The sequence below is a fragment of the Streptomyces sp. NBC_00122 genome, assembly GCF_045160845.1.
Lineage (GTDB): Bacteria > Actinomycetota > Actinomycetes > Streptomycetales > Streptomycetaceae > Streptomyces.
In genome coordinates this window covers 6079087-6092590 of sequence record NZ_CP108191.1, presented here as the reverse complement: position 1 = coordinate 6092590, position 13504 = coordinate 6079087, and the positions used below count along the sequence as shown (strand labels likewise).

Annotated in this window: 10 protein-coding genes; 9 read left to right on the top strand and 1 reads right to left on the bottom strand. The window is 73.4% G+C overall.

Features of this window, described 5'->3' with window-relative positions; genetic code table 11:
- Positions 1 to 188 precede the first annotated feature (188 nt).
- The 4 genes from OG737_RS27860 (at position 189) to OG737_RS27845 (ending at position 3084) form a co-directional block, all read left to right on the top strand.
- Positions 189 to 392: a cold-shock protein gene (locus OG737_RS27860; protein WP_030303079.1), complete on the top strand. Its 204-nt coding sequence runs from the start codon at positions 189 to 191 to the stop codon at positions 390 to 392.
- A 300-nt stretch (positions 393 to 692) separates the two neighbouring features.
- Entirely contained in the window at positions 693 to 2210 is a 1518-nt protein-coding gene (locus OG737_RS27855) for a DEAD/DEAH box helicase (RefSeq protein ID WP_328928964.1), read from the top strand.
- A gap of 67 nt (positions 2211 to 2277) precedes the next feature.
- Complete coding sequence (locus tag OG737_RS27850; RefSeq protein WP_328928963.1) at positions 2278 to 2583, top strand: SCO5918 family protein; 306 nt, start codon at positions 2278 to 2280, stop codon at positions 2581 to 2583.
- A gap of 162 nt (positions 2584 to 2745) precedes the next feature.
- Positions 2746 to 3084, top strand: coding sequence for a MerR family transcriptional regulator (locus tag OG737_RS27845; protein ID WP_328928962.1), 339 nt, complete (start codon positions 2746 to 2748; stop codon positions 3082 to 3084).
- Positions 3085 to 3185: 101 nt separating this feature from the next.
- Here OG737_RS27845 and OG737_RS27840 read toward each other — a convergent pair whose 3' ends face one another.
- The gene (locus OG737_RS27840; RefSeq protein ID WP_328928961.1) at positions 3186 to 6566 is read right to left on the bottom strand and encodes a CHAT domain-containing protein; all 3381 of its coding nucleotides are present in this window, start codon (positions 6564 to 6566) and stop codon (positions 3186 to 3188) included.
- A gap of 272 nt (positions 6567 to 6838) precedes the next feature.
- On the opposite strand from OG737_RS27840, the gene OG737_RS27835 reads away from it, so the two are divergent.
- The 5 genes from OG737_RS27835 to OG737_RS27815 all read left to right on the top strand — a co-directional run bounded on the left by OG737_RS27835 (position 6839) and on the right by OG737_RS27815 (position 13413).
- Positions 6839 to 7381 (top strand): hypothetical protein, encoded by a 543-nt coding sequence (locus OG737_RS27835; protein ID WP_328928960.1) that lies wholly within the window; start codon positions 6839 to 6841, stop codon positions 7379 to 7381.
- Between the two features lie 115 nt (positions 7382 to 7496).
- Entirely contained in the window at positions 7497 to 10862 is a 3366-nt protein-coding gene (locus tag OG737_RS27830) for a CHAT domain-containing protein (protein WP_405922116.1), read from the top strand.
- Positions 10859 to 11572, top strand: coding sequence for a hypothetical protein (locus OG737_RS27825; protein ID WP_405922115.1), 714 nt, complete (start codon positions 10859 to 10861; stop codon positions 11570 to 11572). Before OG737_RS27830 ends, OG737_RS27825 begins: the two co-directional genes overlap by 4 nt.
- Complete coding sequence (locus OG737_RS27820; protein ID WP_328928957.1) at positions 11572 to 12255, top strand: RES family NAD+ phosphorylase; 684 nt, start codon at positions 11572 to 11574, stop codon at positions 12253 to 12255. The genes OG737_RS27825 and OG737_RS27820 overlap by 1 nt, the downstream gene beginning before the upstream one ends.
- A gap of 60 nt (positions 12256 to 12315) precedes the next feature.
- Positions 12316 to 13413, top strand: a complete 1098-nt coding sequence (locus tag OG737_RS27815) for a macro domain-containing protein (RefSeq protein WP_405677361.1) — start codon at positions 12316 to 12318, stop codon at positions 13411 to 13413.
- Positions 13414 to 13504 lie beyond the last annotated feature (91 nt).

The following is a 13504-nucleotide window of genomic DNA, read 5'->3' as shown; positions in this document are numbered from 1 at the left end:
CCGTGCCGTGCTACTGTCGATCTCAGTTGCAGTTGTGGTTCCCAAAATTTCAAGCGCCCAGTCGGACTTCACGTCCGCTGCGAGCGCTTGTGCATTTCCGGTCTTTTTGGTCCGGCGGGGCAATCATCGCGGCGACACGAGGTCCGCACGTTGCGGATCGCGTTGTACTGCCCCAAAGGAGAATTGACATGGCTACTGGTACCGTGAAGTGGTTCAACGCGGAAAAGGGTTTCGGCTTCATCGAGCAGGAGGGTGGCGGCGCTGACGTGTTCGCCCACTACTCGAACATCGCCGCCCAGGGCTTCCGCGAGCTGCAGGAAGGCCAGAAGGTCAGCTTCGACATCGCGCAGGGCCAGAAGGGCCCGACGGCCGAGAACATCGTTCCCGCCTGACACTGACGCGTACTTTGCAGCTGGGGCCCGCATCCCTCGGGGTGCGGGCCCCAGCTGCGCGTTTTCCCCGCAGTGAGTTCACCTGCGGGACGATCCGGGGATTCCGCGGCCCTCCGCACGAGGATCCTCGCCCTGGGACACCCGCCTTCGCGCCGCGTCCCCGTTTCCAGCGCCTGAGCCCGCACTGATTTTCGCCGGCCAGATTCGCTTTCACGTCCATCCGGCCCATTCTCGCAATTCTCCGTGCGCTCGCCGCTGCGGGAATTCCTTGATATGCGCCGCATTCGAGGAAGGTTCCGTATGAACCGCACACGCACGAACAATCGCTCCTCCGCCTCCTCCTCCCGCACGGGCGGGAGCCGGTTCGGCTCGGCGGCCCCCAGCCGTTCCGGCGGGCAGGCCCGCTCGGGAGGACAGGGCCGCTCGGGAGGACAGGGCCGCTCCGGCGGCTACGGCCGCCGGCCCGCCGCCGTACAGGGCGAGTTCGCCCTCCCCCGGACGATCACCCCCGCACTGCCCGCCGTAGAGGCGTTCGCCGAGCTCGACATGCCCGCCCCTCTGCTCGCCGCGCTCGGCGCGGAGGGCGTGAGCGTCCCGTTCCCGATCCAGGCCGCGACCCTGCCGAACACCCTTGCGGGCCGCGACGCGCTCGGCCGCGGGCGCACCGGCTCCGGCAAGACCCTCGCCTTCGGCCTCGCGCTGCTGGCCCGTACCGCCGGACGGCGGGCGGAGCCCCGCCAGCCGCTGTCCCTGGTACTCGTCCCCACCCGCGAGCTCGCCCAGCAGGTCACGGACGCCCTCACCCCCTACGCCCGCTCCGTGAAGCTGCGGCTGGCCACGGTCGTCGGCGGCATGCCGATCGGCAAGCAGGCCAGCGCGCTCCGTGGTGGCGCCGAGGTGGTCGTCGCCACCCCCGGACGCCTCGCGGACCTCATCGAGCGCGGCGACTGCCGGCTCGACCAGGTGGACACCACCGTGCTCGACGAGGCCGATCAGATGGCCGACATGGGCTTCATGCCGCAGGTCACCGCCCTGCTCGACCAGGTGCGCCCGGGCGGCCAGCGGATGCTGTTCTCCGCGACCCTCGACCGCAACGTCGACCTGCTCGTGCGCCGCTACCTGAACGACCCCGTCGTCCACTCCGTCGACCCCTCGGCCAGCGCGGTGACCACGATGGAACACCACGTGCTGCACGTGCAGGGCGCCGACAAGCACGCCACGACCACGGAGATCGCCGCCCGCGACGGCCGCGTGATCATGTTCCTGGACACCAAGCACGCCGTCGACCGGCTGACCCAGGACCTCCTCAACAGCGGCGTACGGGCCGCGGCCCTGCACGGCGGCAAGTCCCAGCCCCAGCGCACCCGCACCCTGGCCCAGTTCAAGACCGGGCACGTGACCGTGCTGGTGGCCACCAACGTCGCCGCCCGCGGCATCCACGTCGACAACCTGGACCTCGTGGTCAACGTGGACCCGCCCACCGACCACAAGGACTACCTCCACCGCGGCGGACGCACCGCCCGCGCGGGCGAGTCCGGCAGCGTCGTCACCCTCGTCACCCCCAACCAGCGACGCGACATGACCCGCCTCATGGCCACCGCCGGCATCACCCCGCAGACCACTCAGGTCCGCTCCGGTGAGGCCGAGTTGCAGCGCATCACCGGCGCCCGGACCCCGTCCGGCATCCCCGTCGTCATCACGGCGCCGGTGAGCGAGCGCCCCAAGCGCAGCGCCGCCTCGCGCGGCCGGCGCGGCCGCCCCTCGCAGGCCTCGCGCCGCGGCGGCCAGCGCCAGGGCACGTTCGACGCTGCGGCCTAGAGCCCCGGCGAGCCCAGGTCAGACCCCTCCTTCCGTACTTCCCCCTTCCTCCCGTGAGTGAGGCATCATGCGCTGCGTCATCGCCCGGTTCCCGTTCGACCTCACCAAGGCCGGCGTGCTGGAATCGATGAAGGGCGTCAAGCCCGAAACCGTCGTGGGTGAATCGGTGATCATCGGCCGTCGCGTCTACCCCGTCATGCAGGTGGGACAGGTCGTCACCCGCCAGGACCGCCGCGACTTCAGCGCCGGCGAGGTCATCCGGGCCATGACCCAGCTCGGCTTCACCGTCCGCGGCCTGCCCGAGGCTCCCGCGGCGACCCTGAGCCCGCTCCAGCAGGCGTCCGCGATGCTCGGCAGCCCCGTCTCCGTCTGAGCGGCAGAACGACACCGAAGGCCCCGACCGGCACACGCCGGTCGGGGCCTTCGCCGTGCGTGGCGTCCGCGGGCGCGAGCACCCGCCCGCGGGGAAGGAAACACACCAGGGTCGGCGGATGGTGTTGAATTCCCCTCGACGCGCTCCCAAGAAGAGGTGCAGATGACAGCGGACGACTCGCTCGGCGGCCGGCTGGACGACGACGACTACCCCGCCTACACGATGGGCAGGGCCGCCGAGCTGCTCGGTACCACCCCCGGCTTCCTCCGTGCCATCGGCGAGGCCCGCCTGATCACCCCGCTCCGCTCGGAGGGCGGCCACCGCCGCTACTCCCGCTACCAGCTGCGCATCGCCGCCCGCGCCCGGGAACTCGTCGATCAGGGCATGCAGGTCGAAGCCGCCTGCCGCATCGTCATCCTGGAGGACCAGCTCGAAGAGGCCCAGCGCCTCAACGAGGAATTCCGCCGCGCCGCGGGCACACCACCCGACGCGTCCGGCTGACCCGGCGGCCCGCTGTACTGGAAAGCGCTCCAGGAGACCGCGCCCCGTCCAGGAGGGTTCCGCGTTGACTGCAGGCGGCCGAGTGCCGCGCACCGTCACCCTCACCCCGTGGTGGACGGCCCCGGATGGCCCTGGTGGATGAAGGCGGCCCAGGTCGCCGGGCGGCGCAGGTCCGGGCCGCGGGTCAGCTCGTCGAGGAGGCTGCCGCTGAGCGACCCCGGGTTCTGCCGCTCCGGGTCGAGCATCCACTTCTGGGCGACATGGAGCGCGTCGACCGGGCTCAGGCCCTCGACGGTCACGTAGTGGTGGAACACGGCCATCATCAGCGCCGCGGCCGAGTCCCGGGTGGCCCACCGGGAGCCCACCACGTCCCGCGCGCCGCTCGCCACGAAGGCGGTCGTCAGGGTGAGCGCCTCGTCGTGGTCGCGCTTGCTCAGGTCCGTCTCGCAGGCACTGAGCACGACCAACGGGCCGTCCGGGGCTTCCTGTTCGCCCATCGGGCGGTCGAGCAGCCGCGTGACGGTCAGCAGGTCGGTGGGCCGGCCTTCCTCCGGTCCGTCTCCGTCGGGTGCCAGGCGCAGCGCGGAGGTCGTCGGGTTGGGGCCGGCCGAGCCGTGACACGCCACGTGGAGCAGGGACGGAGCGCCGGCGAGTGCGTCGAGGAGGTCGCCCGGCGTGCCGGCCGCCGCGGGCTCGGCGGGCGGTTCGTAGAACTCCCCGTACAGGCGCGCCCGCGGGTACAGGGACTGCTGGAGCGCCGTCACTTCCAGCTCCGCGTACGGCAGGCTCATGGTGGGGTCCGAGACCAGAACGGGAGCGTCGGCCGGGGCCCGCCGGGCACGCCGGACCGTGTTCAGGAACTGGCGGCCGGACGCCGCGTAGCTGATGACCATGATCTGGCAGACGTAGTCGCTGGGGGCCTCGGCAGGCAGGCGGGCCGCGTGCCAGGGCACGATGCCGAGGCGGCCGCAGGGCACCAGCACGATCCTGGGCGGGCCTGGGCGGTCCTTGCGCCGGTTCTCGTTCTCGGCGAGCCGTTCCACGATGCCGCTGATCACCGGGAGGACCACCGCATCGGTCGCCCAGTCGCAGAGATCGGACAGAGCGTCCTCCCAGGTCTGCGCGGCGGCCGGGACGCCGGGCCGCTCCTGGTGGGCGGCCGCGGCGTCGAGGTACCGCTCCAGGGGGCCGCTCTGCTCCGCGGACAGGAGAGGCAGTGCCCGTACTCCGGTGCCGATGTCCGGGCCCACGACCACCGCCATGCCCGGCGTACCGCCCCCGCCCGCGAGCAGGTAGACCAGCGCGTCCGCGTTGCCCTCGGCCACCCCGGCCTTGAGCTCGTCGACCGTGGGGGTGCTGAAGAGGACACCGCCCGGCTCCCGGCGGCCCAGGGCATCCAGGGCGCGGCGCCGCAGGGAGCTGGGCAGTTCCCAGGGGACTGTGTCGGGTGCCGCGCCGCTCACGGCTTCGGCTCCGGGTCCGGCTCCGTCCCGTCCGCGTTCCGCCACCCGCCATTCGCCCGCGAGGTCGTGGTGGCCGCGGGACTCCAGCAGTTCGGGCACGGCCCGGGAAGTGGATGCCGCTCGCAGCACCAGGGCCCGGCCCAGTTCGAGCGCGGCGACCGCATCCTCGACCCGGCCCTGGGAGGCGGCCCAGATGGCGGCCCGTACCCCGCGGTCGGCCCCGGACCGGGCGGCCAGCAGACCGTGGTCGGAGCCGGCCTGCAGGACGACGTCACCGGCGAGCGCCTGCAGCGATTCCATGGCCGCGTCCGTGGCGGCGTCCCGGTCTGCCTGGTCCCGGGTGCGGTCCAGGCGGCGGCGGTAGTTCTCCGCGAGCTGCCACAGGGCGGGGGCCGCGAGCTGCGGCGCCCGGCCCTGCCGGATGTCGTCGCGGACCTGCTCCAGTCCGCTGATGGCGGCGTCCAGATCGGCGGGGTCCTGGGTGGTGGAGTGCCGGAGGGTTGCCGTCAGGGCGGCGAGGTACCGGGTGCCCGTCGCGGCGCCCGGGGCCGGTGGAGCGGGGTCGGGCATGAGGTCGGGGGTGTCGCCCAGCGCGGCCTGCGCGGCCCGGAGCGCTTCGCGGAGCGCCACGATCTGTTCCTGGGGCACCCAGGGTTCCGTCGCGAGCACGCTCGCGAGGGCGGCTTCCTGCCGTGCCAGGCCGCGCACGAGCATCGCGCTGTCGCCGGTGCGGTCGGCCATCGCAGTGAGCGTGGTGCCGTGGACGAGTTCCACCAGCCAACGGAAGGTGTGCTCCGGGGGCGTCTCGCGTTCGAGAGCCTCCACCTCGCCCACCAGCCTCAGGTACTCCTCCTCGTTCTCCGCCTCCTCCTCCGCGGCCATTCTGGTGAACAGTTCGTGCGCGCGGACTCCGACGTTGAGTTCGGCACCTCTGGGATCCCCGGCCGTCCACTGCGCGAAGTGCTCGGCGATCGAGGCGATCTGCCCGTGGGCCTCGCCGCTGTCCGCCCGGCTGCCCCCGAGCGGCCCCGCCGTCTGGAGCACCATGCGCATCAGGTTCTCGATCTCGGAGGCCCGGCCATGCCCTGTGGGCAGGCGGTCGAGCTGCCCGCCCAGCCGCTGGAGAAGCCGGTTGAGGGACTCGGGGTCGCCGGTTTGCAGGGCGTCCGGCAGGCCGAGTACGGCGGCGAGCCACGCGCTGGTGACGGTCGTGTCGGCCTCGGACTGCGACTGCGACTGCGACTGCGGCTCCTGGCAGACGGCCTCCGGTACCGGCAACACGCACGGTTCGGCCGATTCAGCCGGATCGGCCGAACCAGCCGTGTCCGCCGTGTCAGGCAGGGTTGCCACGAGGTCCAGCATGGTCCGCAGCTGATCGCCGAACGGCAGGTCGGGGGGCAGCATGGCCAGCAGCGTCTCGGGATCGGAGAGGTCGGTCTTCGACATGTACGCCAGCACCTCCCGCATCTGCCCCAGCCGGGCCTGGAGTTCCGGCGGCACCGGCAGCTGCCCGACCTCGGCGGCCAGCGCCGCCATCCGGGCCGCCTCTTCGGCGGCCCCTTCGGGCCCGGCCGCCATCGCCCGGTCGAAGACGGACCAGAAGTCCGGGGGTGACCCCGCCGGACGGCCCGGCTCCGTATGACCCGACACCATCATCAGGAACGTGGCCGCCCACCGCCTGCCGTCCTCCGCCATCCGCTCCCCGGCGGCCGTCGTCCGGTCCCGCACCTCTTCCAGCAGACGCCGGGCCCGTTCCGGGTCGCCCGGTGTGCCGCGCCCGGTGGCGTGGCGGGTGGCGAGCAGGCCGCCGAGCACCAGCGTGACCCGGCCGAGCAACTCCGGGTCGTGGTCCAGGAGGGGCCGCAACCGGGAGAGTTCGGCGATGGAGCTCTCGAACTCCTCGGCGGACACCGGGGAGCCCTCGCCTCCCTGACCCACCAGCCGGGCGGCGCGTTCGGCCGCCTCGTCGGCCCAGGCCCGAAGTGCCCGGACCCCGCCGCTCTCCCCGTACTCCGCCATGTCCCCACGACCCCGTCCGCCTCGGTGAATCCATCCGGTCGTTCCCGCGGCCCATGATGGCCGCAGAGTGCTCCCGTCGTACCCGATCGCGGTCAACTCGCCCCTCCCGACCGGAAATCGACCGACCATCACCCCGGCGCCGCCCACGGCTCCCCCGCTCCCGGCCGCGATGGGCGGCAACGGGGCAAACACCGGGCGAAGTCCGGGCCGGGCCTTCACCCGGCGCGCCCTCCGCTGCTTCGCTTGTCGTGCGGGGAACGAGGGGGGGCCGCGTGGACATCGGTGTGGTGACCGCTCAGCTGACAGCGGTCGCGGGCGTCGTCGGCACACTGATGTCCGCGCTGCTGACCCAGCGGGCGGCTGATCGCAGTCGGCAGCGTGAGCAGGAGCGGGCCGAGGAGTTGTGGGACCAGCGCACCTCGGCCCAGGAACTGTGGGCGTGCTACGTGGCGCTCAACACCTCGAGCCGGCACTATCTGGCCGCGCTCACCGATCAGCTGCACGCACTGGGGCACGACGCCGAAGTTCCTCACGCACGGCAACGGCTCACCGGTGCGCGCGACCACCACCGGGAGGTGTACGCGGAGGCGCAGATTCGACTGCCGGAGCGGGTGCTCGACCACGCGGCCGCCGTCAGTCACGGTCTCGGGGCGGTCTACGGCATGGTCCGACGGCTGGACGACGGCGCGCGACGGCCGGGCGACTCACCGGCCGCCGCACAAGCGGCCATCGTGTCGCTGTGGGCCCGACTGCGCGAGATGCGGCGAGAGATGCGGGCCGATCTGGGTGCCTCCAGGTCGGACTCCGGTCGTTGACGGGGAGAAGCCGGGAACTCGCCGCCTCGCCCACCGCGGATGTGCATAGTGGGGGATCCGGACGCTGTTGGGGGCGCGTGGGGGCCGTACGCGGCCCCGGAGAGGCGGAGTGCCGGTGAGCGGGGAGGAGAGCGGTGGCGTCGAGGGCCTGCGCGTCTGGGTCTCGGACGCCGTGGAGCGGGTCAAGGGGCTGCTCCCCGGCCTGCGGGGGACCGGTCCGCCGTCACTTCGCGCCTGCGAGGCGTCGGTCGCCGAACTCGACCGGCTCGCTGGGCTGCTGGACCACGACGAGGAACTGCGCGGCTCGGTGAGCGTATGGCTCGGGGGTGCCCTGACCCTGCGGCACGCGAACGGGGGCGGTACGGCCGCGGACCGGGACCGGGCCGAGGCGCTGCTGCGGGACACCCGGAACCGCACGACGGCGCTGGGGGCGGTGGTGACCGAGGAGGAACGGCGATGGGCGGCGCTGTTCCTGCTCAGCCACGTCTCGCCGGTCCAGCCCCAGGAGGGGACCTTCGGGGCCGCGCCCGACCTCTCCGGCTATCTCGACCGGCTCTCCCGTACGGGCCTCGCCGGAATGCTGCCCGCGGCGACGGAGACGCGCGAGCTGATGGACGACGTGGCACGACTCCCCCTGCCCGCCGAGGTGCTGGATCCGGTGCTCCGGGTCCAGGAGGTCCTCTCGGCCCCTTCCCTGCAAGGGCTCTCCGAAATGATGGCGGGCATGATGCCCGCCGGTTCGCCGTACGCGGACCAATTGCGGCAGATGATGGACCGGGCGTTCGCGGGTGCCGGGGGCTCCGCCGGAGGCGGGGCGCAGGACGGGGCGACGCCGCCCGGACCGGCCCCGGAGCCCGAGCCGGGGCCGGGGCCGGGGCCGACGCTCACCCTCGACGACTTCCGGAACACGCTCCGCGCCCTGGACGCCGTCAACGCGGCCACCGAGGGGCTGGGACCCCTCCTGCGCAGCGGCGACCCCCAGGCGCTCAACGGCCTTCTCGACAAGCTGCGTTCGGCACAGGACCTGCCCCTGCCGGGCCCGGACCAGACGGTCGCCCTGGAGGGCCTGAGGGCACTCCTGCTCAACATCAGTCCGGCCGTGGGCGGCACCCGCCAGGATCAGGCGGCCGGCCGCGCCCACCTGGACACGGTCCTCGGCCACCTGGAGGCGATCTCCGACTCGCTGCCCAAGGGGACGGGTGACCCTGCCGTCCTGGTCCGTGCGACGGACATCGGTTCCCGGGCGATGGAGGCGCGTGAAGCGGAGGACATCCCGGCGCTCCACGCGCTCGTGGCGGAGGCGGAGGCCCTGGCGCTGGCCGTCCCCGAGAGCGATCCGCTCCGGTTCGCGGTCGACGGTACGCTCGCCGCGGCTCACAGCTCGCTCGGCATCGCGACCCGGGACAGCGAGACGCTGCTGCGGGCCCTGTCCCACTTCGAGCGGTCGAGGAACCGCGCCAAGGAGAGCGGACTGCCGTTCCCCGACGAACTGGCCGCCCCCCGGACGGAGGACCTCGACGTGGTCCGTGCCGTCCTCGCCGGGGAGCCGGCGCCCCCGATGGGCGCCCATGTTCCACCGCCCCCGGACGCCTCCATGGAAGACCTGCACACCTCCGCGCTCTCCCTGCACCTGCGCTTCGGCGTCGACCGCGACCCGGCCGTGCTCGACATGCTGATCGGCGAACTCGAACGCCTGCGGGAGGGCGTCCGGGAGGGCAGGGCGCCGCGGATCGCCGCCAACGCGCTGTGGCACCTGGCCGAGGCCTACTACCTGCGCGGCCGGCTCGGGAAGGGCACCTCCGACCCGGCGGACGACGGCGCGCTCGAAGCCGCCGAGGAGGCGCTGACGGCCCTCGCGGCCAACGTCCTCCTCCAGGCGGGCGCCGAGCACGGCCTGCTGTCCGCCCGCACCGGAGCCAGGTGGGGCGTACGGGCGGCCCGCATGGCCGCCTCGTACGGCAGGCTGCACGAGGCCGTGGCCTCGCTGGAGCTGGGCCGGGCACTGGTCCTGCAGGCGGCCTCCACCTCCTCCACCGTGCCCGAACTCCTGGAAGCCGCCGGGCGCCGGGACCTCGCCGGGGCCTGGCGGACGGCCGACGGCGCCGCGCGGGGTGCCGGGGGCGCCGCGGACGAGGGCGGCGGTCCGGGTGACGCGGGGGAGGTTCCCGGTGCGCTGCCGAGCACCCTGCGCCGCCAGGCCCTGGACGCCCTCGGCTACCGCCGGGACGGCGGCCTGCTGAGCACGCCCACGCTGAGCGAGCTCGCGGACGGGCTCGCCGACGCGGGTGCGGACGTACTCCTCTACCTTCTGGCCGGTGACGAGGCGGGCCCGGGCCTGGTGATCGCGGTGGGGCCGCGGCTGGGGGCCGGCGGGGGCGCCCTGCCCCAGCTCGTCGACGACGAGGACGGCCCGCTGGCACGGTACGTGGAAGCGGCGGCGGCCCGGGACCGCGACCCGAACGACGCCGCCCTGGCACGGGTGTGGGAAGGGGCCCTGGAGGAGTTGTGCGACTGGGCGTTCCAGGCGCTCGGCCCGGTCCTCGGCGGCATCGAGGAACGCCTGGCGGCGGACGGCGAGGGACGCGGGGAGGAGAACGGGCCGCTCCGCGTCGTACTGGTGCCGTGCGGGCGCCTGGGGATCGTGCCGTGGCACGCGGCGCGGCTCCCGGCCGGGGCGGCCCACGAGCGGCTCTGTCAGCTGGCGGTCATCAGCTACGCGGCGTCCGGCGGCCAGTTCCTGCGGACGGCGGGACGGGCGCCGCGGGACCCGGCTGCCGCCCCGGTCCTGGTCGCCGACCCGACGATGAGCCTGGGGTTCGCCGATACGGAGGTCGCCGCCCTGCGGGACGCCTTCTACCCGCACGCCCGGGTGTACGGGGCGCTCTACGGTGAGGAGCTGCCGCCCGGCACGCCCGAGGCGGTCCTGGGGTTCCTCGCCGACGGCACGTCCCTGCTGCACGTGGTCTCGCACGGGTCGGCGGGCATCCGCCCCACGGTCTCGGCCCTGGACCTCGCGGCCGACGAGGGGTGCACGCCGGCGCACCTGACCGTGACCGAACTGCTCGACCGGGAAGGGCGACAGGACGTGTCCGACGGGCCGTTGGTCGTCCTGAGCGCGTGCCAGACGGATCTGAGCAAAGGTGACCACGACGAGGCGCTGACCCTGACCACGGCGTTCGCCGCCGCCGGAGCGCGGGACGTCGTGGGATCGCGGTGGCTGGCCCAGGACAGTGGCTCGGCGCTGCTCATGGCGGTGTTCCACCACCACCTGGTCGTCGACGGGCTCAGCCCCGTGGACGCCTTGCGGGCCGCGCAACTGTGGATGCTCGACCCCCACCGCGAGAACCCCGGCTCCCTCCAGGGCGACCTGCTCAGGGAGATGGGACGCCCGGGACTGGAACGGACCGCGCTCTGGGGCGCCTTCATCCATCAGGGGCATCCAGGTCCGGGCGCGACGAACACAGCAGAAGGGACAGCATGAACGAGGAGGGCCGCGGACCATCCGCGGAGCCGCTGCTCGCCCTGATCGGCGAGCACAGGGAGTCCATCCGCGCGGCGCTCGACGACGAGCAGCAAGCGCTGCTGCTCACCCGGCTGACCGCGCTCGCCGAAGCGCCACCCGACGACACCATGGCGGTGCGCAGGGCACTCCAGGGCGTCAGGCTGGCGCTGCGGCCGCTGCCGTTCGAGCATCCGGTACGCGCCGCGCTGGACGGCGTACGGCTGGTGGCCGCGCCCCCCGGGCCGGCGGCCGTGACGGAGGCGCTCGCGCTGATCAGCCTGATGGCGGCCCCGGACCCGGCACCCGCCGGGCCCACTCCCGCCGCGACTCCCGCCGTGGGGGTCGGCGACGACCGCGCGCCCGACCTGCTGCTGCGGGAGCCGGCGCTCTCGGCGGCCGAGGCGACGGCCCGCTGCGGTGGGGCGCCACCGCCCGAACTGATCAGACTGCCGGACCCACCGAACGGCGACCGCTACCCGCAGTTCCAGTTCCCCACGGGCGGCGGCACCCCGCACGAGGTCGTCCTCGAAGTCAACCGGCTGCTCCTGGCGGACATCGATCCCCGGGGCGCCGCGTCCTGGTGGCTCGGCGGAAACACCTGGCTGGGCGGGACCCCCGCATCGCTCCTGGGACGGCTGCCCGACCACGAACTCGTCGGTGCGGCCACCGCACTCGTGGAGGGAGAGTGATGAGCAACCTCCTGCCCGTGATCAAGTTCTTTCCCATGATCAAGGACGTACTGGACCCCAACCGTGAGGTGATCCCGGCCGGCACGGAGCTGTACCGGGTACACAAGTCCAAGTACAGGCCGACCCAGTTCAACCCGACGCTCGCGGACCTCCACCTCAGCGGCGGCCGCTTCGAGGGCACGGTGCTGGACCCGTACCGGAGCCTGTACGTGGCCGACAGCGCCTTGACCGCCGTCGCGGAGAGCGTGCTGCGCTCGGCGCCCTGGAAGGACAACAGGAGGGAGGTCCTGTACGCCAACGTCCACGAACGGACTCTGAGCGTGCTGCGCACGACACGCGAGCTGACCTTGGTCTCACTGATCGACGAGAAGGACCTGGCCGCCGTCCATCAGACCGCCAACCTCCTGGACGACGAGCGGAGTTATCCGATGGCACGGCGGTGGACGAGCGAGATCCGGGCGCAGGCGCCCGACGCCATGGGGCTGGTCTGGCAGTCCCGCCGGAACCGCCCCAAGCACGCCATGGTGCTCTTCCACGACCGCTTCGACGACTGCCACTGCAACGCCCTGGAGGTGCTGCCGGGACGGGGCATCGCGGACCTCGGCTCCCCGGAGGGCGTCGAGGAAGTGAACAGGCTGCTCGATCCGCTGCGGGCGGAGGTGTCGAAACCCGTGACGTGGTGATGCCGACGAGCGGGCGGCCTTGGCTTGTCCACCTGTGAAGGGTGATGCCATCGTGGGCCCATGGCATTACCTCCATCTGATTACACAGCACTTCTCGCCGAGTTGAAGGAGGTCAGGCGCGCGGGACTGGTCCGGCTGAGGGGACGTGCGCTGCCCGCCCTGGAGGCGGCGGCACAGGCGGCCACCGCACCCTCCGCCCGGCCGTCGGGCGCCCCCATCGAGGTGTTGTTGCGGTGCGCGGTCGCGCGCCTGGACGCGGGGACGCTGCGCAGCGCCGCCGAGTACACCCTGGGCCTGGCCCAGGGGACCCGGGACTGGCCGGCGTCCTCCCGCCGCGCCAGGGCGGCCTCGCTCTACGGGGTGAGCGTCGAACGGTTCCGCAAGGAACAGGAGGTGATGGTGCTCGGCCAGGTCGCCGAGCACATCGTGCGGCTGGCGGCGGACGCCGGTACGGCCGCGGTGGACGGGGGCGGCCTGGGCACCCATCGGACCGTGGAGGTCCGTACCGCCGGCCGGCCGGTCGGCCTCACCGTGCACGTGCACCCCGTGGACCTGCTGCGTGACGTGGACGTGATCGTCTCCCCGTCCAACGTCTACTTCGCGCTGCCCGAGGCGTTCAAGTCGTCCATCGCCGCTTCGTTACGGCGGGCGACGGCCGTGCACGGGGTCACCGGGGAGGTCCTGGCGGACCCGCTGCCGGCGGAGTTGCACCGGTGGGCCGAGCGGCACGGCACGTCGGGGCGGGCGGTGCGGCCCGGCACCGTGGCGGCCACCGGTGCCGGGGCCCTGACCGCACAGGGCATACGGCGCATCTACCACGCGGCGATCGCCGTCCCCCGGGCCGGGACCAACGACTACGACGTGCTGCCGGCCGACGTCACCCGGGCGGTGTCCCGGGCGCTGGCATTGTTGTCCGAGGAGCATCACCGCCACTCGCCGCCGCTGCGCTCGGTGTGCTTCCCGCTGCTCGGATCGGGCCGCGGCGGCCTGCCCTACCAGGTCAGCCTGGCCGCCGTGTGGGCGGCCGTGGAGGCGGAGCTGGCGCGCGGGGCGCGATGGGACATCCACTTCGTGGTGCGCACGCCCGAGGCGGCGGCGGTGGTGGAGCGCGTCGCGGCCGGAATCCGACCGGCGCACAACCGGAGGCCGACCGGCTGACCCTGTGCAATGGAAGGGTGTCCGGAGCGCGCGAGAGCGCACCGGGCGGCGCACAGGAGCACGGGAGGGATCTTCGTGTGGCCAATCTCTG